The 20,351-nt window shown below is 65.4% G+C and carries 19 protein-coding genes; 4 read left to right on the top strand and 15 right to left on the bottom strand.

The window, feature by feature from the left end; translation table 11 throughout:
- Positions 1–204: 204 nt before the first annotated feature.
- The 7 genes from C5F46_RS08215 to C5F46_RS08190 form a co-directional block, all read right to left on the bottom strand.
- Positions 205–1,302, bottom strand: a complete 1,098-nt coding sequence (locus C5F46_RS08215) for a flagellar basal body P-ring protein FlgI (protein ID WP_107324874.1) — start codon at positions 1,300–1,302, stop codon at positions 205–207.
- Complete coding sequence (locus C5F46_RS08210; RefSeq protein ID WP_107324873.1) at positions 1,302–2,312, bottom strand: flagellin; 1,011 nt, start codon at positions 2,310–2,312, stop codon at positions 1,302–1,304. Before C5F46_RS08210 ends, C5F46_RS08215 begins: the two co-directional genes overlap by 1 nt.
- Position 2,313: 1 nt before the next feature.
- On the bottom strand, positions 2,314–3,141 hold the full coding sequence (locus C5F46_RS17080; protein WP_235820121.1) for a flagellar basal body rod C-terminal domain-containing protein: 828 nt from the start codon (positions 3,139–3,141) through the stop codon (positions 2,314–2,316).
- Positions 3,047–3,607, bottom strand: coding sequence for a flagellar basal body protein (locus tag C5F46_RS17075; protein ID WP_235820120.1), 561 nt, complete (start codon positions 3,605–3,607; stop codon positions 3,047–3,049). Before C5F46_RS17075 ends, C5F46_RS17080 begins: the two co-directional genes overlap by 95 nt.
- Positions 3,608–3,638: 31 nt before the next feature.
- Complete coding sequence (locus C5F46_RS08200) at positions 3,639–4,955, bottom strand: flagellar hook protein FlgE (RefSeq protein WP_107324872.1); 1,317 nt, start codon at positions 4,953–4,955, stop codon at positions 3,639–3,641.
- Between the two features lie 95 nt (positions 4,956–5,050).
- Complete coding sequence (locus tag C5F46_RS08195) at positions 5,051–5,908, bottom strand: flagellar motor protein MotB (RefSeq protein ID WP_107324871.1); 858 nt, start codon at positions 5,906–5,908, stop codon at positions 5,051–5,053.
- Between the two features lie 68 nt (positions 5,909–5,976).
- Positions 5,977–7,104, bottom strand: a complete 1,128-nt coding sequence (locus C5F46_RS08190; protein ID WP_107324870.1) for an S-(hydroxymethyl)glutathione dehydrogenase/class III alcohol dehydrogenase — start codon at positions 7,102–7,104, stop codon at positions 5,977–5,979.
- Positions 7,105–7,180: 76 nt separating this feature from the next.
- On the opposite strand from C5F46_RS08190, the gene C5F46_RS08185 reads away from it, so the two are divergent.
- Positions 7,181–7,504 carry a hypothetical protein gene (locus C5F46_RS08185; RefSeq protein WP_107324919.1) on the top strand — a complete coding sequence of 108 codons (324 nt, stop codon included), beginning with the start codon at positions 7,181–7,183 and terminating at the stop codon, positions 7,502–7,504.
- Between the two features lie 48 nt (positions 7,505–7,552).
- Here C5F46_RS08185 and C5F46_RS08180 read toward each other — a convergent pair whose 3' ends face one another.
- Entirely contained in the window at positions 7,553–7,978 is a 426-nt protein-coding gene (locus C5F46_RS08180) for a c-type cytochrome (protein WP_107324869.1), read from the bottom strand.
- 344 nt (positions 7,979–8,322) lie between these two features.
- On the opposite strand from C5F46_RS08180, the gene C5F46_RS08175 reads away from it, so the two are divergent.
- The gene (locus tag C5F46_RS08175; protein WP_107324868.1) at positions 8,323–8,670 is read left to right on the top strand and encodes a DUF2794 domain-containing protein; all 348 of its coding nucleotides are present in this window, start codon (positions 8,323–8,325) and stop codon (positions 8,668–8,670) included.
- Between the two features lie 20 nt (positions 8,671–8,690).
- On the opposite strand, the gene C5F46_RS08170 is transcribed toward C5F46_RS08175, so the two are convergent.
- From C5F46_RS08170 to C5F46_RS08160, 3 genes are all read right to left on the bottom strand, one after another.
- On the bottom strand, positions 8,691–9,521 hold the full coding sequence (locus C5F46_RS08170; protein WP_107324867.1) for a C40 family peptidase: 831 nt from the start codon (positions 9,519–9,521) through the stop codon (positions 8,691–8,693).
- Positions 9,518–10,894, bottom strand: a complete 1,377-nt coding sequence (locus C5F46_RS08165; protein ID WP_107324866.1) for a leucyl aminopeptidase family protein — start codon at positions 10,892–10,894, stop codon at positions 9,518–9,520. Before C5F46_RS08165 ends, C5F46_RS08170 begins: the two co-directional genes overlap by 4 nt.
- A 61-nt stretch (positions 10,895–10,955) precedes the next feature.
- On the bottom strand, positions 10,956–11,336 hold the full coding sequence (locus tag C5F46_RS08160) for a hypothetical protein (protein WP_107324865.1): 381 nt from the start codon (positions 11,334–11,336) through the stop codon (positions 10,956–10,958).
- 142 nt (positions 11,337–11,478) lie between these two features.
- Between C5F46_RS08160 and C5F46_RS08155 the strand changes: the two genes are divergently transcribed.
- Positions 11,479–12,129, top strand: a complete 651-nt coding sequence (locus C5F46_RS08155; protein ID WP_107324864.1) for a carbonic anhydrase — start codon at positions 11,479–11,481, stop codon at positions 12,127–12,129.
- A 99-nt stretch (positions 12,130–12,228) separates the two neighbouring features.
- Here the strand turns inward: C5F46_RS08155 and C5F46_RS08150 are convergent, their stop codons facing one another.
- The 4 genes from C5F46_RS08150 to C5F46_RS08135 all read right to left on the bottom strand — a co-directional run bounded on the left by C5F46_RS08150 (position 12,229) and on the right by C5F46_RS08135 (position 18,570).
- Positions 12,229–13,863: a DUF4139 domain-containing protein gene (locus C5F46_RS08150; protein WP_107324863.1), complete on the bottom strand. Its 1,635-nt coding sequence runs from the start codon at positions 13,861–13,863 to the stop codon at positions 12,229–12,231.
- 106 nt (positions 13,864–13,969) lie between these two features.
- On the bottom strand, positions 13,970–14,992 hold the full coding sequence (locus C5F46_RS08145) for an aspartate-semialdehyde dehydrogenase (RefSeq protein WP_107324862.1): 1,023 nt from the start codon (positions 14,990–14,992) through the stop codon (positions 13,970–13,972).
- 68 nt (positions 14,993–15,060) lie between these two features.
- A complete protein-coding gene (locus C5F46_RS08140; protein WP_107324861.1) occupies positions 15,061–16,242 on the bottom strand; it encodes an MFS transporter in 1,182 nt (393 codons plus the stop codon).
- Positions 16,243–16,332: 90 nt separating this feature from the next.
- Positions 16,333–18,570 (bottom strand): response regulator, encoded by a 2,238-nt coding sequence (locus C5F46_RS08135; RefSeq protein WP_207186783.1) that lies wholly within the window; start codon positions 18,568–18,570, stop codon positions 16,333–16,335.
- A 267-nt stretch (positions 18,571–18,837) separates the two neighbouring features.
- Between C5F46_RS08135 and ffh the strand changes: the two genes are divergently transcribed.
- Positions 18,838–20,343: a signal recognition particle protein gene (gene ffh / locus C5F46_RS08130; protein ID WP_107324917.1), complete on the top strand. Its 1,506-nt coding sequence runs from the start codon at positions 18,838–18,840 to the stop codon at positions 20,341–20,343.
- Positions 20,344–20,351: the final 8 nt, after the last annotated feature.

Below are 20,351 nucleotides of genomic sequence, written 5' to 3'. Positions count from 1 at the left end.
CGCGATGACTGGGCGACCGAGCGGACATGATCCGCATGATCGCGCCCTGCGGTGCGGCTGGGTGTGATCACCCCGAAAAGCCTTCCCTCTTTCCGGTGCGTCCGCGGTCAAGATCAGAGCGTTTCGTCAAAAGCGGAGCCGCTGCGGCAGGCCCCCCCCCGCCGGAATCATGCGTTGTGGCGGCGAGCGGGCGCTGCCAATTGCTCAACGCACCACAAATTCGGCATGTAGCGCCCCGGCGGAATTGATGCTTTTGAGTATGTCGATCATATCGCGTGGGCTGACACCCAGCGCGTTCAGCCCAGCAACCACTTCAGAAAGCGAGGTGCCGCCCGCGACCTCGGCCAGCCCTATTCCCGGCTCATCTTCGATCGATGCCTCGGTGCGCGGCAACACAACCGTCTCACCCTCGGCAAAGGGATTGGGCATCACAGCCAGCGGCTCCTCCCGGATTCTCAGGGTCAGGTTTCCTTGGCTGACCGCCACCCGCGAAATGCGAACATCTTCGCCCATCACGATCGTGCCGGACCGCTGATCGACCACAACGCGGGCCCGCCGCTCTGGCTCGATCGTCAGGTTTTCGACCCGGCCCAGCACGTGGGCGGGGGAGCGCATGTTTGCGGCGGCAAGGTCTAGTGAAACCGTTCCCGCATCCTGCATCACCGCAACGCGGCGGCCGAATTCAGAATTGATGGCCTGTTCGATCCGTCCTGCGGTGGTGAAATCGGCAGACCGCAACGCCAGGCGGACGGACCTCAGACCGCCGAAATCAAAGGCGATCTCGCGTTCGACCCGAGCGCCAGAGGGGATGACCCCCGAGGTGGGCACCCCCTGAACAACGCTTGCCCCCTGGCCCTCTACCGAAGCGCCGCCTGCGATGATCGTCCCTTGGGCCACGGCATAGATGGCCCCGTCAGCAGCGCTGAGCGGGGTCATCACCAAGGTTCCGCCCAGCAGGCTTTTGGCATCGCCAATTGCCGCGACGCCGACGTCGATCTGCCCCCCAGCCCGCGCAAAGGGCGGCAGCGTCGCGGTGACCAGAACCGCCGCCACGTTCTTGGGGCGGAACTGCTCGCCGCTGACGTTAACCCCCAGGCGTTCCAGGATATTGGCCATGATTTCTTCGGTGAACGGAGCGTTTCGAATGCCGTCCCCGGTGCCGTTCAGCCCCACGACAAGGCCGTAGCCAACCAGATCATTGCCCCGCACCCCGTCGAATTCGACCAGATCCTTGATCCGGATCGGCGCGGCCTCTGCCAGAAACGGAAGCAGGCTCAGCAAAAAGGCGAGAAGCCGGATCATCACAGATACTCCGCCAAAGACAGGCGCGACAGACGTGCGGTCAGCGTATACAAGGTCTCGATCTGGGTCTGAACCGCTTCGAGCGCGGTGGCGGTATCATAGGGGTCCGCGGCTACCAGATGGTCGCGTGCGATCTTGAGGCTGGCGATTTCGGTGCTGTTTCGGGTGGCGGTTTCGTCCAGTCGGTCCTCGGTCGTGCCAATATCTGCCCGCAACAGAACCAGACTTGTTTCCGCACCGATCACCTTTTCGCCCGCCGCCTGGGTCAGCCGCATCTGTTCGACAGCATCGCCCGCCAGCGCCCCGTCAGAGACGAGAGCCGCGATGGCCAACCCCTGAAGAGCTGCCCGAATCTGCGAATGGGCGGCGGTCAGATCCAACGCGGCGCTCTCACCTGGCCCGGTGCAAAGTGGCGACAGCGGTGCCCCGCCGCGATACGCCATATCGAGGTAGCCGCCGTCACCCGGAGGGGCGTTGAACCAGGCCTCAACCGCAGAGACGACACCGCTGGCATCGGTGGCCGTTGCGGTGGCGGCGGTCAGCGCCGCCAAGATGTCTTCTGCCGGGGCCAGAGGCGCACGATCCGGGGCCATGCCCGAGAACACATGTCGCCCTGCGATATTGGTGTTGATTGCCCCGACGGTGGCCAAAAACCGTTCGCGGGCATCGGCAGTGGTAACGCTGACCATGGTCGGGTTGGAACTGGTCGCCGCTGACAGCAGCGTGCCCCCGATCTCGGCACCCATGGCCTGGATCGTCTCCAGTGCGGATTGCATCGTCGAAACGAGTTGCGCAGCCTCCGTCGTCGCGAAGGCATAGGAATCGAGCACGGCGAGGGAGCGGTCGATCCCGGCGAGCGCGGTGAAATCGCCGCGCACTGCCGCCCCGGTATCCTGCCGGGCGCCTGAGATCATCTCGTCGGTCAACTGGTTCATCAGAGTCTTCATCTCGGCATTGTGCCGACGCAGTTGATAGGCCTGCGCCATGTCTCCAACGGAAAGGTAGGTCATTTTAGATCGCCACTATGGTTTGAAGCATCTCATCAATCGTCTGGATCACACGGGCATTGGCCGCATAGGCCTGCTCGATCTGAAGAAGGTTCTGCATCTCGGCATCGGTATCGACCCCGTCCGAAAGGTACAGTTTGGTCAAACTGTCTTGGCGGGAAGAGGCATAACTTTCGCGCAGTTCGACAGTTTGGCGGGTGCCGGAAACCTGCGAAAGAATATCGGCCGCCAGCCCTGAAACCGAGCGAGCGGCCCCACTGAAGATGCCCGAGGCGGGTACATTGGTCGCTGTCAGCGCAGTGCCAAGGGCCGTGAGCAGGGTGCCGTTGCCAACCGGCCCGGAACTGGCGGCACCCAAACCGTCGCGCAGGCGCCAAAGGGCGCCGCCTTGGTCAGGATCAACGCTTGTGCTGATTGAAATTCGGCCCGCAAGCCCGACCTCGTCGGCGGGATCAAGGGCTGCGGCCCTGTCGGTGAACAGACCGGGTGCGCCCGCTGCTTTGGTGGCATCAATCGCTGGAGCCTCGAAACGTGCGATCAGATCGCGCGCGAGGGCGTCGATCTGCGCCTGTGCCTGGGGCGCAAGCTCGTCGCGCAGGGCGAACAGTGCGCCCAGCGTACCACCGCCCAAAACCCCGCTATCGGTGGGCGAAACCACCAGACCGTTGATCGACGCAGCCGACAAGGCCCCCGATGCCAGCGTCATGTCTGCGGTAATCACGCCGACCGCGGCAAAATCAATCACGGCGGGATTGCCCTCCAGCAACACCGCGCCTCCAGTGGTGAATAGCGAAATCTGGCTGTTGTCTCGCGCCACCTCGCGGATCGGCACTCATCCGCTCGCCCTGGATCGCGCCGGTCAGTTTGTTGAGGTGGCTGGTGATCGCCTCGGCCGAGGTCAGCACCGATTGCAGGCGGGCTTCGCTGTCAGGGCGGCTTGCGGCCTCGATCAGGGCGGTTTCAAAGCTGGCGATCCGATCCGACAGCGACCCCGGTGTGCCGGGGGTGCCGAGCAGCGTTTCCAGACGGTTCAGAAACTCTGCCCGGAGTGCAATATTGCCGACTTCGGCATCGGCGAGCCGCCTGTCGGCCAGCACCGCCTGATTGACCACCCGGATCACACCGTCAACCCGAACGCCTGCCCCCTGCCCGCCCACTGACAGCGCCGACAGTGCCAGTTCGCGCCGTGCGTAGCCTTCGGTCATCGCATTGGCGATGTTCGATGAGACCACATCGGCCGCGCGTGACACCGCACTGAGCCCTGAGAGGGCGTTGGAAAATGAACTCGCGATGCTCATGGCTCAGCCTCCGTCCTGCAAGCGGGTGCGATCAGCGTTTGATATTGGTCGTCTCCTGCAACATCTCATCCACCGTCTGGATGACCTTGGCATTCGAGGAATAGGCGCGCTGGGTCTGGATCAGACTGGTCAGTTCCGCCGCGATATCGGTTGTTGACGATTCACGGGCATATCCCACCACCGCACCCGTGGGGCCATCGCCCGCATCCCACAGAAAGAAGGCACCCGAGGTGGGCGAAATCTGGAAGGTCTGGTTGTTCAGCGCGGTCAACCCGTTCACATTGGGCACATCGACGAGCGGAATCTGGTAAAGCGTCCGGATCGACCCGGTGTCATAGGTTGCGCGGACATAGCCATTCTCATCCACTTCGACGGCGGTCAGATTGCCGACCGGCGAGCCGTCCTTGGTGATCGACGTTGTGCCGAAGCTGCCTGCGAGTTGTGTCATGCCGCCCGTGCCGCCGATCGTGCCGATGGTCAGGTCAAGCGGGCCGCCCGCGACCCCAAGCGCCAGCGTGCCGGTCGCCGGATCGTAGGCGCCGCCCGAAACAGTCGCAACCGAGGCCAGCGTTCCGCCGGTGCCGCGGCTGTCATCGAAAGTCAGCGTATATTCTCCGATCACCGCCCCGCCCTGCGCAGAATCGGTGATCAGCATTGTCCACTGGTTCGAGGGATCGGTTGCAGGCGCGGCGGGAACCGTGGGGGTGAAGGTTATCCCCAGCGTCTCGGACGTGCCGAGGTTTCCGAAATACTCGATCGACAGAGGCTTGGCATCGCCCGATGCCCCGACCTCTGTATCTTCGGCGGGCAGGTTGACCCCAAGCCCGATCGCCGTGGTTGGATCGCCCACCATCTGGTTGGTGTGGATGACCACCGGCTGCAAGCCTGAGACGGTGTCGCGCGGCATGGTCGGGATGGTGCCGTCGGCGCTGGCGGGCCAGCCCAGCAGCACCAGCCCCGATTCGGTGCGCAAAACCCCCTCGGCATCGGTGCGGAAGGCGCCTGTGGTCGTCATCATCAACTGCTGCCCATTGGTTCCGTTATCCAGCGACACGGCAGGAACGACCGGCAGCATGCCCCGCCCCGACACCGCCAGATCAAGCGAGTTTGCCGTGGCGACCAACGAGCCGCGCTCGTCGATCAGGCGGATGGTCTGGGCGCGCACACCGCCCGCCGAATACACCCCCGCCGCGCGCGACTGATTGATGACCATGCTTTCGAAATCAGCCGCCGCCCGCTTGTAGCCATAGGTGCCCGAGTTGGCGATGTTGTCAGAAATCGTGGCAAGCCGGGTGGCATTGGCCGCGAGGCCCGCCACCCCTGCATTGAGCGAAGAAGAGATGGACATTCGGAGTGCGCCTTTCTGCTGCAGAGTCCCGTGATCAAATGGCACAGTGCGGTCCGGCAGCTTAACATCGCCCTAACGTCTAAAATCCGCGCTATTCATTTGCCCGGCCGCAGCAGGATCACCTCCAGCCGGTTGTTGCGGATAGCCATGGGGTTCGTGACCGCCAGCTTGCGGTCGGCAAAGCCGGTGACGCGCTGCACCCGCACAGCCGGAAGGCCGGCCTGTTCCAGCAAGGTGCGCACCGCCTGCGCGCGCTCGGTTGACAGGCCCCAGACCGGGTTTTCGCGCAAGATTTCAGGGTAGGCGCGCAGGTGGCCATTCACCGAAACGTCGTTTTCTACCAGTTGAAAGACGCGCGCCAGCATCGCTGCAATCTCATGCGTCACAGGCTCGGGCGCGGCGCTATCGGTGGCAAACAGGGGTTCGGTTTCCAGATCGAAGAATTCGACGATCAGCCCCTCGTCGGTGACGCGGGTCACGATGTGTCGGGCGAAATCCTCGCTTGCCATCGATTCGCCTGCCAGTGCCGTCAGCGCCTCGTCGATTTTCGTGCGGATTTCCTCCAGCTTTTCGGTCTCGTCCGCGGCGGTATCGGTGGCCGGGTCGGCGCCGGTCTGGCCGCGCGCCTGATGCTCCTCCGAGGGTTGACGGACGGCGGCGCCGGTGCCGCTTTGCGCCATCTGATCTTCCGAAAAGACCGAATTTCCACCGAAGGCGCCATCACCGCCGCCCGAGATGCGGTTGATCGGGATCGTCGGATCGAAATAATCCGCAATGCCCTTTCGCTGCTTTTCGGTGGTGGCGTTCAACAGCCACATCAGCATGAAAAAAGCCATCATCGCGGTGACGAAATCGGCATAGGCGACCTTCCATGCGCCGCCGTGGTGCCCGCCGCCCACGATCACCTTCTTGCGCTTGATGATGACCGGAGCCGCATTGTCGCGCGCTGCCATTTTGCCCCCTGCCAAAACTGCTGCATCCAAGGGCTAGCAGCGCGGCCTTAACACGGGGTTGAGAGGCGTCAGTAAACCACGACAGATCGGATGCTTTCGCCCGAGTGCATCAGATCGAAGCCCTTGTTGATCTCGTCCAGCGTCAGGATGTGGGTGATCATCGGGTCGATCTCGATCTTGCCCTGCATGTACCAATCCACGAATGTCGGCACATCGGTGCGCCCGCGCGCCCCGCCAAAGGCCGTGCCCTTCCAGACGCGCCCGGTCACAAGCTGGAACGGCCGGGTCTGGATTTCGGCCCCCGAGGGCGCCACGCCGATCACGATCGACTGGCCCCAGCCGCGGTGCGTGCATTCCAGCGCCTGCCGCATCACGCTGACGTTGCCGGTGCAGTCGAACGAGTAATCCGCCCCGCCGATCTGGTCGAAGGGGGTTTTCGTCATGTTCACCAGATGCGCCACGATGTCTCCCACATCGCGGGGGTTGACGAAATGGGTCATGCCGAAGCGTCGGCCCCAGGCCTCGCGCTCGGGGTTGATGTCCACGCCGATGATCATGTCGGCCCCGGCCAGCTTCAGCCCCTGAATGACGTTCAGCCCGATCCCGCCCAGCCCGAACACCACCGCCTTGGCGCCGACCTCGACCTTGGCGGTATTGATCACTGCGCCGACGCCCGTGGTCACGCCACAGCCGATGTAGCAGATCTTGTCAAAAGGCGCGTCGGGGCGCACCTTGGCCAGCGCGATCTCGGGCATGACGGTAAAGTTCGAAAACGTCGAGCAGCCCATGTAATGCAGGATCGGCGTGCCATCGAGCATCGAAAACCGCGTGGTGCCATCGGGCATCAGCCCCTTGCCCTGTGTGCCCCGGATCGCGGTGCAGAGGTTGGTCTTGCGGCTGAGGCACGAGGGGCATTCGCGGCATTCGGGGGTATAAAGCGGGATCACATGGTCGCCGGGCTTCAGGCTTGTCACGCCCGCCCCGCACTCGACCACCACGCCCGCGCCCTCGTGGCCCAGAATCGCCGGAAACAACCCCTCGGGGTCGGCGCCAGAGCGGGTGAATTCATCGGTGTGGCAGATGCCTGTGGCCTTGATCTCCACCAGAACCTCGCCCTGCTTCGGGCCGTCAAGGTTCACTTCCATCACTTCGAGCGGCTTCCCAGCCTCCAAAGCCACTGCGGCACGGGTTCTCATTGGCAAAACCTCCCTGTATATGCAGGCCGAAGCTTGGGCCAAAGACTGGCCCGCTGCAACCATGGGGTGCGACAAAATGACAAGACATGCGATCTGGGCCGCTGTCATCGTGCTGGCGGCCTGCCAGCAGCCGATACCGGATCAGACAGCGCCGATCGTCGATCCGCTGCCACCGGTGCCGGTCGAGGGGGCGCTGGAGGAGCGTCAGCCCGATCTGTGCCACGCGGCAGATTACAAGGGGTATCTGGGTCAGCCCGGCACCGTCATTCCGACGCTGGGCATCACCCGCGCCTTCCGCGTGGTCGAATGGCGCGGAATCGAGCCGCAGGAATACAATGCCCAGCGCGTCGTGTTCCGGCTGGATCAGATGGGCAACATCTTCAACGTCGATTGCGGCTGAAACGGGCAGGGCGGGGGGCGCAAATCGCCCCTCCGCCCGTCCCGGTGACTACATCCGATAATCGTCGTGGCAGGCCTTGCAGGCACCGCCCACCGTGGCCATCGAAGGCCGCATCGCATCCAGCGACGAGGCGTCGATGGCCAGGGCCGCCTTGTAAAGCGCCTCGGCCTTGGCGTTGAAATCCTCGGGCATCATCCAGATTTCATCCCGCGCCTCGGACGCCGGGTCTTCCTCTTCAGCCTCGAACAGCGCGGGAATGGTTGCTGCGGTGGCGGCCAGTGCGGCGGCGGCCTCGGCGGCGCGGGCGCTGTCGAAGGCGGTCTTGCCGGCGGTCATGTCGGCGATCACCCCGGTATGGGTCTTGATCACCTGCATTGCATCCATCCGCGCCTTGACGGCGGGGTTCTGCACGCCCTCTTTCGCAGCGGCGATGCCCGCAGCGCAGATCAGGCCGAGGGCAATGGCGGTTTTCATCGGTCTCACGGCGGGTCTCTCCCTGTCTGGTCCAGATCGGGGGATGATACACGCAAAGCGGCTTTTCCGGAGGTATTTTCCCAGCGGGTCGGCACGATAACGAAGCTGTCATCGCGCCAGACTGGGCCGTGCGGCCCGGCATAAGCAGGCGCGCAAAGATGCCCCGGAGGCATGACCTTGGTGGGGGCCGTCAGCCGCGCCTCCGGGGCATCGGCGTTGACCACCGCAGCGGTTTTCGGGGCGGAGCCGGGCGCTAAAGCGGAAAAGTTTCGAATGGCGCGTGGCCACAGTGTGACAATTTCGCGACGCTTGATCCATGGGCAGGCGGGTGGCACTCTGGGCCGATGAACATGTCGCCCCCGACCCCTCACCCCCAGTCTGGCGCGCTGCCGCCGCAGATCGCGTTTGATCGGGCCGAATTGTCGGTGATCCTGTCGCTCTACGGGCGGATGGTGGCCGCAGGCGAATGGCGCGATTATGGCATGAGCTTTCTGCGCGATATGGCGGTGTTCTCCATCTTTCGCCGTGCCGCCGAAAACCCGCTGTATCGGATCGAAAAGCGCCCCCGGCTGCGGCTGCGGCAGGGTCAGTATGCGCTGATCGGCCCCGAGGGGCAGGTGCTGAAACGCGGTGACGATCTGCGCGCCGTGTTGCGCGATCTGGAGCGCAAGCTGATCCGCGCGGTGGAGTGAGCCAGGGCAAGACGCCCGACTCAGCCCCGCTTCATGCCCAAAAATGCGCCCTCGCCCGCCGCAGCCACCCGCGCAATGCAGGTGGCGATGCCTTCATAGGCCACACTCATCGTCTGGCCGTTGGCATGGATCAGGCGGGCCGCATCAACCACAAGCGCCACATGGCCCTTCCAGAACACCAGATCGCCGCGGCGCGGCACCTCGCTCTCCGGCAGCACCTGGCCCAGCGCGGCAAATTGCTGGTCGCTGTCGGCCGGGCAGGGCAGGCCGCAGGCCGACCAGGCCAGTTGCACCAGCCCCGAACAGTCAATGCCCGTCCGGCTGTTGCCGCCCCACAGATAGGGCGTTCCCAGCAGGGTTTCGGCCACCGTCACCTGGTCGGTGGCCCAATCGCCAAGGGTCCGCAGATGCGGGCGCGGCACAAAGGCCCCTTCGGCGGTTTCCAGGAAGCTGTCGTGATCGGCCACGATCCGCAGCCGCGCGCCCAGGCTCAGGCCCGCGATCTCGGCGGCTTGCACGCTGGGGCCGGAATACAAATGGCTGCCCGGCACCGCGACCCAATGCGTTGGCTGTTGCGCAGGCCCCAGCGCAGCCTCTGCGACCCAGCCGCAATAGCCATCGGCGGCAGCCTGAACAAAGGCATGGCCCGCCTGCCGGTCGATCACCCGAAGCGCGGCGCCCAGCAGCAGTTGCCGCTCGCGCCTGCCTCCGGGGGCGGCCAGCAGGTCGGCCATCGGCACAGCCACCCGCGCCGGATCGCCCGTGGTAAATGCCTCGGCCGTCACCTGCCCGCGCAGCGTTGCCAGCGCCACCCGGCCGCTGAAGGGCGTCGTGCGCCGATCCGCGCTCATAGCGCCAGAACCTTGGGCAGCGCGGCCAGAATCGCCCGCGCCCCCTGGCCGACCGCGCCCTTTGGCCGGGCCGGAGCAGGGCTGGGTTGCCAGCCGTAGATGTCGAAATGCGCAAACCGTGGGGTCTGGGTCACGAACCGGCGCAGAAACAGCGCCGCGGTGACCGACCCAGCCATGCCCCCCGAGGGCGCGTTGTCCAGATCAGCGATGCCTGGCTCGATCATCGGCTCGTAGGGTTGCCAGAATGGCATCCGCCACAGCGGATCGGCCACCGCCGCTGCGGCTTCTGACAAGGCGGCGGCAAGGCTGTTGTCATTGGTGTAGAACGGCGGCAGGTCGGGGCCCAGCGCAACGCGCGCCGCGCCGGTCAGCGTGGCCATGCAGATCAGCAGATCGGGCGCCTCTTCATCGGCCAGGGCCAGCGCATCGGCCAACACCAGCCGCCCCTCGGCATCGGTGTTGTTCACCTCTACCGTCAGGCCCTTGCGGCTGGTCAGAATATCTTGCGGGCGAAAGGCGTTGCCCGACACGGCGTTTTCCACTGCCGGCACCAGCACGCGCAACCGCAGGGGCAGGCCCAGTGCCATGATCATCTGCGCCAGCCCCATCACCGTGGCCGCGCCGCCCATATCTTTCTTCATCAACCCCATTGAGGACGAGGGTTTCAGGTCCAGCCCGCCGGTATCAAAGCACACGCCCTTGCCCACCAGCGTCAGTCGCGGCCCCGCATCCCCCCAGTGCAGGTCCAGCAGCCGCGGCGCGCGGGGGCTGGCCCGGCCCACGGCGTGTATCATTGGCAAGCCCTCGGTCAGCAGATCGTCACCGCAGATCGCCTGTGCCTGCGCGCCATGACGCGCCGCCAGAGCGAAGAACGCGGTTTCAAGCTCCTCCGGCCCCATGTCGGAGGCCGGGGTGTTGATCAGATCGCGCGTCAGCGCCTCGGCCGCAGCGATCGTTTCCATCCGTCGGGCATCAACGCCCGCGGGGCATTTCAGCCGGGCTTTCGGCGCCGCCGCGGCCTTGTAGCGGGCAAAGCGATAACCCGCGAGCAACCAGGCCAGGGCCGCCTCCTCGGCCTCGGGCGCTGTCAGATCGCCCTCCAGATGCCAGTCATCCTCGGGCAGGGCCTCGGCCGCGCGGGCGAGGTGAAAGCGCCCACGCGCGCGCGCCGCAGGTGTGCCCCAGCCGAACAGTGCCGCCCCGATGCCACCCGCCGCATCGGGCAGCACGCAGACCTGCCCCAGCGCACCGGTAAAGCCCTGCGCTGCGGCAAAGGCCTGTGCCTCGGGGCGCAGAGATGGGGGCAGCGATCCTTCGGGCACCAGGAAAAGCGGTTTTGACAGGGTATCGTCGGGGGCGAAACACAGCGGCATTGGATCATCCTGCAGGCAATTTGCGCAAGCCTAGCGCCTGCCGCGCCACCCGCAAGCCCCTCTAAAGGCTGACATCCTGCAAATCCCATACTTCGGTCAGGGAACGGTCGCCGATCCGGACCAGCCGGGCCAGTGTGGCGGCCTGGGCAGGTCCATCGCCCGTCATCGCGCAGCCCACCACATCGCCCGCGACCCGCGCCAGCGAGGTCATCCCCACCTGCGCGGCCAGCCCCGCCAGTTTGAGCAGACCCTGCACCAGCGTATCCTGCGCACCCTCGGCCGCCGCGCGCTGCACGACCGAAAGCTGCACCGCCAGCGCCTCCATTGCGGCGCAGATGACCCGCTCTGCCTCTGCCTCGCCCAGCTTGGCATAGAGCGCCACGAGACGGTCCGCATCCAGCCGGACACCCTCCTCATGGCGTAGATCGGAGATATCCGCCACCCCGTCACCCTCCTTCCGGACCCGCGCCCAAAGTCACTGTCGCGGTGCGAGGTCAAGAAAAGGTTTAGACGCGCGTGAAAGCCTCTCGAATTTGCTGCGATTGCAAACTATCTGACAGTCAGTCGACCTGAGAGGTGAACCTATGAAGGACCATGTCCGGCCGCTGCCATCCTATCTGATCCAGCGCTATCAGGGGTGGAAAGCCACCACCTATGCCGAAAACCGCAACTGGTATCGCCGTTTGGCCGAAGATGGCCAGCGCCCGCGCGCGATGGTGATTTCGTGCTGCGACTCGCGCGTACATGTTACCTCGATCTTTGGCGCGGATCAGGGCGAATTCTTTATTCATCGCAACATTGCCAACCTCGTGCCGCCCTATAACCCGGACGGCGATTATCATGGCACCTCGGCTGCGGTCGAATATGCCGTGACCACGCTGAAGGTTGCGCATCTGATCGTGTTGGGGCATTCGCAATGCGGTGGGGTAGAGGGGTGCCATGCGATGTGCACCGGCCATGCCCCCGAGCTGGAAGACAAGACATCCTTCGTGGGGAAATGGCTGGGCATTCTGCGCCCCGGTTTTGAACGTGTGGCACATCTGCCCGAGACCGAGCGCCAGACCGCGCTGGAACGGGAATCGGTCGTCATCAGCCTTGAAAACCTGATGACCTTCCCCTTCGTCAAGGCTGCACTGGATGCGGGTGACATGACGATTCATGGGCTGTGGACCGACATCGGCGAAGGCGGGCTGTTGCAGTATGACCCGGCAAGCGGCGCTTTTCTGCCGGTTTGATGCGGCGCGGGCCGGCGTCAGCAAAAACCAACGCCGGGCCGAGGCCGCAGCGCGACCGCAGTGGCGCTCATCAGCCCCGCCCACGCGGGTGGGTGGTGCTTATTGCAACACCTGCCCTGAGGGCCAGCTGAGCGTCGTTTCCAGCCGGATTTCCTGCACCTTGCCCGCGGCCAGCGGCATTTCCCATGCCAAAATCCCGCGGGCGCCTTCCACATCGGTTTCGGTTGCGGGCGGTGTGGAGGTGTGGCGGATCACCAGATCCTTCTGTTCCGAATAGGGCACCTGATCCAGAACCCGCAGCGCCCAATTCTCGGTGGTCAGGTTTTCTATCTTCAGGATCGCGGTTTCCTTCGCCTCGTTCGATTTGGAGATGACGCCGCGGTCGCCCTCGGTCTTTTCAGGCACGATTCGGGTCAGCCGGATGCCGTCGATAGGGCCAAAGCCCAGCCGCAACTCGTCGCCCGAGGCCACCAGCGGCAGGTTGGTGCTGCCGACCATCGCGCCATCGACGAACAGGCTGGCCTGCCCCGGCAGGATCACCTGCCCGCTGTCGTTGACCGCGCGCGCCACAAGGAAGGCGGTGGCATCGCGCAGCGGCACCGCCTGGGCCACCAGTTCGGGCATCAGCGCCAGATCGCCCAGCCGCAACCGCAGCGCATCGACGCCGTTACGGATATCGACGGGCGCGCCATAGGCCCAGGTCACGGTGGCGCCCATCATCTGCATCTCGGCAGCCTCGACCATCGGTGCGGGGGCCGCGGCCAGCGCCATATCGGCGCCCGCGCCCCAGCTTTCTTCCATTGCCTTGGCGCGGGCCTGGGGCATCGGCGCATCGGGCGGTGCGATCCGGCGCAGCCACGGCCACAGTTCCGAGGGGTCCGATTGTTCGGCGGGCCGGGCGGTGGACAGGGTCAGATCGACGCCGGCCCAGTCTTCGCCGGTCGATTGCGTCACCAGCACCCCACGCTCGACCGCCAGCTTGCCCGCCGCCCGGTCCAGCCGCAGGTCATAGACCGGCGACCATGAGGCGTCGTTGGTAAAACTGGTGATCTCCAGCGCGCCGCGCCCTTCGGCCCCGGTTTCAACCGTGACTGACAGGGCGGCGAGGTCTGCCGTGCCCTCGGTCAGCGCGGCCAGCGTCTGACGGGCCTTTTCCAGCGCCGTGGCGTCATCTTCGCGGGCGCGTTCGGCTGCGGCGGCCTCTTGTTCGGCGGCATGGGCAGCCTCGGCGGCGGCCAACAACTCCTCGCCGACCATGCGCGACAGGGCGCGCAGATCGTCGGCGGTGGCGGGGCCATCGCGGGCGGCCAGCGCGCGCAGGAAGGCGGCCTGATCTTGCGCCGCCGTCACCCGCAGCCGAATCGCGGCAATGGCGGCATCGCGGCTGCGCAGCACGGCCTCCATCCGTTCGACCTCGGCCTTGGCTGCGGCAATCTCGGGCGTGGGGGCGTCGTTGGCCACTGGCAGACGGCCTTGCATCAGCGTGACCGCGCCGATCCTGGCGCCGTCACCCGCGACCCGCAAGCTGCCCGCATCGGTCGATTGCGGCAGATCGGGCACGATCAGCTCATGCACTCCTTGCGGCGCCGCAAATTCGACCCGCCGGATGACGCTCGCCCCCCAGGGGTAAAGCGTGACCTGTGTCACACGGGACTTCGCCTCAATCACATCGGCAAAGGCCGCGGGGGCGGTGGAACACATCAGCAGGGCAAGCGGCAGGGTCAGGCGGCGCATCGGACTCTCCGTTTCAAGGACCAGCCTCACGCTTTACCCGTCAGCCCCAAAAAGCAAGAGGGCGCCACCCGGGGCGCCCTCGCGTTACGGGCCGGTGGTCGGGGTGTCAGCCCTTTTTCAGGCAGCGGTTGCCCAGCGTCTCGGCGATCTGCACGGCGTTCAGCGCGGCGCCCTTGCGCAGGTTGTCGGACACGCACCACAGGTTGATGCCGTTGTCGATCGTGCTGTCTTGCCGGATGCGGCTGATATAGGTGGCATAATCACCCACGCATTCGACCGGGGTGATGTAGCCACCGGCCTCGCGCTTGTCGATCACCATCACCCCCGGCGCCTCGCGCAGGATGTCGCGGGCCTCGTGTTCATCGAGGAAATCCTCGAACTCGATATTGATCGATTCCGAATGGCCCACGAACACGGGCACGCGCACGCAGGTCGCGGTGACCTTGATCGCCTTGTCGAGGATCTTTTTCGTTTCCGCGACCATCTTCCATTCTTCCTTGGTCGAGCCATCGTCCAGGAACACGTCGATATGCGGGATCACGTTGAAGGCGATCTGCTTGGGGAATTTCTTGGGGGCCACTTCCTGACCGGGCACATAGATGCCTTTGGTCTGGTTCCACAGCTCATCCATGCCTTCCTTGCCGGCGCCCGACACGGATTGATAGGTCGAAACCACAACCCGCTTGATCCGCGCGCGGTCGTGCAGTGGCTTCAGCGCCACCACCATCTGCGCGGTCGAGCAGTTCGGGTTGGCGATGATGTTGCGCTTTTTATACTGTTCCACCGCCTCGGGGTTCACTTCGGGCACCACCAGCGGAATGTCGGGATCGTAGCGATACAGCGAGGAGTTGTCGATCACCACGCAGCCCGCCGCCGCCGCTATGGGGGCGTATTTCTTGGTCGGTTCCGACCCGATGGCAAACAGTGCAATGTCCCAGCCGGTAAATTCGAACCTTTCGATATCCTGACATTTCAGGGTCTTGTCGCCAAAGCTGACCTCGGTTCCGAGGCTCCGCCGCGAGGCCAGAGCGACGATTTCATCCACCGGGAACTCGCGCTCCGCCAGAATGTTCAGCATTTCACGGCCCACGTTCCCCGTGGCACCGGCAACAACGACCTTGTAGCCCATGAGGCCTCTCCTTCAGACAGACGAGGCCCCATAGCCCAAAGGCGCCCGCAGGGGAAGGGGCAAGGCGGTCAGCGGGCGCCGTCGCGACTGAACAGATACAGTCCCAGCCCGATGATCAGCGGGATCAGGTAGAACAGGAACAGCACCGAGAACGCCTGCACCGGCGTGCCGCTGGCCGAGGCCGTCTCGAACACCGGGCGCGAGGCGAATTGCGCCACCCCCACGCCACCGATCGAAAACATGTTCAGCAGCGTCACCCCCCGCCCGACCAGGTGCGGCGGGAAAAAGCTGCGCCCATGCGCCATCATCGCGGGGAAGGTCGCGCCGAAAAAGCCCGCAGCGGCCAGCAGCGCGGTGGCCTGCCACAGCCCGGCATCGGGGGCCCACCACAGCGCCGCCAGCGCGGTAGCCAGCAGCAGGTTGCCGCCAAACACCACCCGTTTGTGGCTGCCGATGACCCGGTCGGCGGGTCCGTAAAGGAAGTTGCCTGCGACCATCGCCAGCCCCATCACCAGCGTGACCTTGCCGATCATCGCGGCATCCGCGGCATAGACCTGCCCCATATATGGCCCGGCCCACAGCCCGCGCAGACCGGCCGCGGCGGTATAGTTGACGGCAATCAGCGGCAGGATCGCCCAAAGCCCCGGAATCCGAAACAGATCCAGCACCGAACCGGCCGCGCCGGGGGCGGTTTCAACCCGCTCGGGGTCGCGGGTGAAGCGCCAGATCGCCAGTGCCACGGCAAGGGTGATCGCGGCCAGCCCCCAGAGCGTTGCGCGCCAGCCTGCCGCCTCGACGACCCACGCCAGCGGCGCTGCCCCGGCCAGGTTGCCCAGGCTGCCCACGCCGATCATCGCACCTGCCAGCGTGCCAAACACCGCAGGCGCATAGTTGCGCGCGAAGATGTAATAGCCGCCCATCAGCACCGGCGAGCAGCCGATGCCGATCAGCGTCATGGCGATGTGAATGTCAAGCGGCCCCGAGGCCAGCGCGAACACCGCCGCGCCGCCGCCGCCGCCAAGACCCAGCAGCACCGAAACCGTGCGCCGTGGCCCGATCCGGTCGAGCGCCCAGCCCACGGGCAGTTGCATCGCGGCAAAGGCGCCATACCAAAGCCCCAGCGACACTGCCAGATCGCCCGCCCCGGCGCCGATTTCGGTGCCCAGCACCGGCGTCAGCACCGCCAGACAGGCGCGATAGAACTGGCTCAGCACATAGCCCGCCACCAGAAAGGCAATTCCAACCCGCATGAGGCTCTCCCGAAAGCGCAGGCGAAACTGGCCGATTGTGCGGGCTGACGCAAGGCGGATTTCGCGCGGTGCGGGCCGTCATCGGTGCTGTCAATCAACCCTCACATCGGCTGGCGCCGAGGCCTCGGCCTGTGCCGCCTGTGGCAGGGGTGCGCGCGCCTCGGGCGGGCAATGGGCGCGGACCTGTGCGATGATCGACCCCTTGCGCAACGGTTTGGTCAGGTAATGATCAAGCCCCGCCGCCAAAAGATCGGCTCCGTCATCCTCCGACGCATGGGCGGTCAGCGCCACGATCGGGGTGTGCCCGCCCGTCGCCGCCTCGTCGGCGCGGATCGCAAGGGTCGCTTCGCGGCCATCCATTTCGGGCATCGAGATATCCATGAACACCAGATCGGGCCGCTGCTTGCGCCACAGATCGACCGCCTCGCGCCCGTTCGTGGCAAAGTGCAGGTCGATATCGCAGCCGCGCAGCATCTGTTGCAGCAACAGTTGATTGGTGCGGTTGTCCTCTGCCGCCAGAACCCGCATCTGTCGCAGGGGCGCCAACGCCGCGGCAGGTTCGCGGTTCGACAGGGCCTGCAACGCGCGGAACAGATCTGACCGCAGGACCGGCTTGCGCAGAAGCCCTGACAGCGCCGGGCGCATCGTCTCGATCGCCGCGGCCTCGGGGTCGGAGGTCAGGAGCAGCACCGGCAGATCAAGCGCCATTGCACGCAGTCGGCGGGTCAGTTGCAGCCCGTCCATCTCGGGCATGCGGTGATCGGTCAGCAGCACATCGAAACGCGCGCCTTGGCCCAGCACCTGAACCGCCTCGGCTCCCGACCGGCACAGCGTTACGGCCAGCCCGTAAGTCTGCAACTGCCGTTCCAGAATGACCCGGTTCAGCATCAGGTCATCGACTACAAGCGCGGTTTTCAGCGTGATCTGGGCGGGCGCCAGATCGGCCGGGTCGCGCGGCTCTGCCACTGGCAAAACCACACGGAACCCAAAGCAAGACCCCCGCCCCGGCTCGCTGTCCAGCCACAGGCTGCCGCCCATCAGCGTCACCAGATGACGGGTGATCGCCAGCCCCAGCCCGGTGCCCTGCACGATGCGCGCGCCTTCGGTTTCGATCTGGTTGAATTCGTCAAACACATGATCGCGGTGTTCGGGCGCGATGCCGATGCCGGTGTCTTCGACGGTTACATGCAGCTCGACCTGCCCATCGCCACGCTCCAGCCCGACCACCCGCACCAGCACATGACCCTGCGGCGTGAACTTGACCGCATTGCCCAAGAGGTTGGTCAGCACCTGCCGCATTCGCCCCGGATCGGCCACGAAGCGGGTGGGCAGGAACAGATCGTAATCGACCAGCAGCCGGATGCCCGCGTCGTGCGCCTTGGGCTGCAACAGTAGCATCACCTCGTGGATGCAGCGTTCCAGATCGAAAATCTCGGGGTAAAGCCGCAGGCGCTCTGCCTCGATCTTGGAATAGTCGAGCACGTCGTTGATGATCGTCAGCAGCGCCTCGCCCGAGGATTTGATTGTCTCCGCGTAAAGCCGTTGATCCTCGTCCAGCCCGGTTTCGCACAGCAGTTCCGCCATGCCGACCACGCCGTTCATGGGCGTGCGGATTTCATGGCTCATATTGGCCAGAAACGCCGATTTGGCCCGGCTGGCGGCCTCGGCACTGGCGCGGGCCTGTTCCAGTTCGGCCTCGCGCCGGATGGTGGGGGTGATGTCTTGCGCAAGGCAGACCAGATCGCCCTCGCTGCCCCAGCGGTCGATCAGCCGGATATGGCGCCCGCTGGCCAGCCGCAGCACATAAGGCTCGATCCGGGGCCTGCGGATGCGGGCGATCATGTCGTGGTGCCAGTCCAGTGGATCGCGCCCGTCAAGTTCAACCATGCCGTGGCAGGCCATCACGCGCAGCACCGCATCATAGGCGACCCCGGCAGACACCGCGATTTCGCCCGCAAAGACCGATAAGAACGCCTGGTTCGCCGCCACCAGCCGCAGGTCGGCGTCAAACACCGCAAACCCGTCGCGGATGGTTTCCAGCGCCTCCCACAGCCGCCGCTGGGCGATCAGCGCGGCGGAATTGGCGCGTTCCAGATCAAAGCGCACACGCGAGTTTTCGGCGGTCAGTGATTCGGCCTCGCTGCGGGCGCGTTCCAGCCCGTGGCGCTGCTGCACGATCTGTTCCGACAGCGCGCGGGCATGCAGCGCCAGTTTCTGGTTGGCCGCGAAAAGCTCGCGCTTTTTCTGGTCAAGCAGGCGCTCGGCCGCAAGCCGGGCGCGCCGTTCCTGCGCAAGCTTTTCCGCCAGACTGTTATGTATTCCGGGCATCGGCCTCATCTCTTGTTGCGGCCCAGCATCGCGGCTGCCGATGAAAGAAGCCTTAAGCATCGTCAAAACGCGCCGCGCCAAGGGCTGCGGGGTGGGGTGGCTTGACTTTGCGCCCGGTTTTCCCTAGCTAACGCAGGATTTCCCCGGAGGCATCAGGCTTCCGGTCCCCTCATTTCGTGGGGATCGCCGTCAGTCAGCGCGTTGCGCCCACTGGCGCGATTCGTGTTTTTGCCGGTGCGCCGGGATCTGGCCAAGGAGGGCCGCGAGATGTTCGAGAACCTGTCCGAACGCCTTGGCGGCGTCTTTGACCGCCTCACCAAGCAGGGCGCGCTGACGGACGCCGACGTGGCCACCGCGCTGCGCGAAGTGCGCGTGGCGCTGCTGGAGGCTGACGTATCGCTGCCCGTGGCGCGCGATTTTGTGGCCGCCGTGCAGGAACGCGCGACCGGGCAGGCGGTGACCAAATCGGTCACGCCGGGCCAGCAGGTCGTCAAGATCGTGCATGACGAACTGGTCCGCGTGCTGACCGGCGATGATGAGCCCGAGGCGCTGAAAATCGACAACCCGCCCTCGGCGGTGCTGATGGTCGGTCTGCAAGGGTCGGGCAAAACCACCACCACCGCCAAGCTGGCCAAGCGGCTGAAAGACAAGAACGGCAAGCGCATCCTGATGGCCTCGCTGGACACCAACCGTCCGGCGGCTATGGAGCAGTTGCAGATCCTGGGCACCCAGATCGGCGTCGATACGCTGCCGATCGTAAAGGGTGAAACCGCGGTGCAGATCGCCCGTCGGGCCAAGCAGCAGGCGACGCTGGGCGGCTATGATGTCTATATGCTGGACACCGCGGGCCGTTTGCACATCGACGAAGTGTTGATGGGCGAGGTGCAGGCAGTCCGCGACATCGCCCAGCCGCGCGAGACGCTGCTGGTCGTTGATGGCCTGACGGGTCAGGATGCCGTCAACGTCGCCACCGAGTTTGACGGCAAGGTGGGTATCACCGGCGTCGTGCTGACGCGAATGGATGGCGACGGTCGCGGCGGTGCGGCACTGTCGATGCGCGCGGTCACCGGCAAGCCGATCCGCTTTGTGGGGCTTGGCGAAAAGCTTGACGCGCTGGAAACCTTCGAGGCCGGGCGCGTCGCGGGCCGTATCCTCGGCATGGGCGACATCGTGGCGCTGGTCGAAAAGGCGCAGGAAACGCTGGAGGCCGAACAGGCCGAGCGGATGATGAAGCGGTTTCAGAAGGGTTTGTTCAACATGAACGACCTGAAGGGGCAGCTTGACCAGATGCTGAAGATGGGCGGGATGCAGGGCGTCATGGGGATGATGCCGGGCATGGGCAAGATGGCCAAGGCCGCCGAGGCCGCGGGCTTTGACGACAAGACGATCCGCCGCCAGATCGCGCTGATCAACTCGATGACCAAGAAAGAACGCGCCAACCCCGACCTGATGCAGGCCAGCCGCAAAAAGCGCGTGGCCGCGGGGGCCGGGCTTGAGGTGTCGGAACTGAACCGTCTGCTGAAGATGCACCGCCAGATGGCCGATGCCATGAAAAAGCTGGGCAAGATGGGCAAGGGCGGGATGCTCAAGAACGCGATGCGCGGGATGCTGGGCAAGGGCGGTATGCCCGATCTGGCCAACATGGACCCCGCGCAGGTCGAAGAGGCCGCCAAGGCGATGCAGGGCAAGCTGCCCGGCGGTCTGGGCGGCATGGGCGGTCTGGGCGGGCTGAACCTGCCGGGCGGCCTGTCGGGGCTGGGCAAGAAGAAATGACCCCGCAG

Origin of the sequence: Phaeovulum veldkampii DSM 11550, assembly GCF_003034995.1 — a bacterium.
Taxonomy (GTDB): Bacteria; Pseudomonadota; Alphaproteobacteria; order Rhodobacterales; family Rhodobacteraceae; genus Phaeovulum; species Phaeovulum veldkampii.
The sequence above is the reverse complement of the archived record's forward strand: the minus strand, read 5'-3'. Positions and strand labels throughout refer to the sequence as shown.

Coding starts and splice junctions, on each gene's coding strand:
- C5F46_RS08215 (WP_107324874.1), bottom strand. CDS start 1,302: ATGATCCGGCTTCTCGCCTTTTTGCTGAGCCTGCTTCCGTTTCTGGCA.
- C5F46_RS08210 (WP_107324873.1), bottom strand. CDS start 2,312: ATGACCTACCTTTCCGTTGGAGACATGGCGCAGGCCTATCAACTGCGT.
- C5F46_RS17075 (WP_235820120.1), bottom strand. CDS start 3,607: ATGAGCATCGCGAGTTCATTTTCCAACGCCCTCTCAGGGCTCAGTGCG.
- C5F46_RS08200 (WP_107324872.1), bottom strand. CDS start 4,955: ATGTCCATCTCTTCTTCGCTCAATGCAGGGGTGGCGGGCCTCGCGGCC.
- C5F46_RS08195 (WP_107324871.1), bottom strand. CDS start 5,908: ATGGCAGCGCGCGACAATGCGGCTCCGGTCATCATCAAGCGCAAGAAG.
- C5F46_RS08190 (WP_107324870.1), bottom strand. CDS start 7,104: ATGAGAACCCGTGCCGCAGTGGCTTTGGAGGCTGGGAAGCCGCTCGAA.
- C5F46_RS08185 (WP_107324919.1), top strand. CDS start 7,181: ATGACAAGACATGCGATCTGGGCCGCTGTCATCGTGCTGGCGGCCTGC.
- C5F46_RS08180 (WP_107324869.1), bottom strand. CDS start 7,978: ATGAAAACCGCCATTGCCCTCGGCCTGATCTGCGCTGCGGGCATCGCC.
- C5F46_RS08175 (WP_107324868.1), top strand. CDS start 8,323: ATGAACATGTCGCCCCCGACCCCTCACCCCCAGTCTGGCGCGCTGCCG.
- C5F46_RS08170 (WP_107324867.1), bottom strand. CDS start 9,521: ATGAGCGCGGATCGGCGCACGACGCCCTTCAGCGGCCGGGTGGCGCTG.
- C5F46_RS08165 (WP_107324866.1), bottom strand. CDS start 10,894: ATGCCGCTGTGTTTCGCCCCCGACGATACCCTGTCAAAACCGCTTTTC.
- C5F46_RS08155 (WP_107324864.1), top strand. CDS start 11,479: ATGAAGGACCATGTCCGGCCGCTGCCATCCTATCTGATCCAGCGCTAT.
- C5F46_RS08150 (WP_107324863.1), bottom strand. CDS start 13,863: ATGCGCCGCCTGACCCTGCCGCTTGCCCTGCTGATGTGTTCCACCGCC.
- C5F46_RS08145 (WP_107324862.1), bottom strand. CDS start 14,992: ATGGGCTACAAGGTCGTTGTTGCCGGTGCCACGGGGAACGTGGGCCGT.
- C5F46_RS08140 (WP_107324861.1), bottom strand. CDS start 16,242: ATGCGGGTTGGAATTGCCTTTCTGGTGGCGGGCTATGTGCTGAGCCAG.
- C5F46_RS08135 (WP_207186783.1), bottom strand. CDS start 18,570: ATGCCCGGAATACATAACAGTCTGGCGGAAAAGCTTGCGCAGGAACGG.
- ffh (WP_107324917.1), top strand. CDS start 18,838: ATGTTCGAGAACCTGTCCGAACGCCTTGGCGGCGTCTTTGACCGCCTC.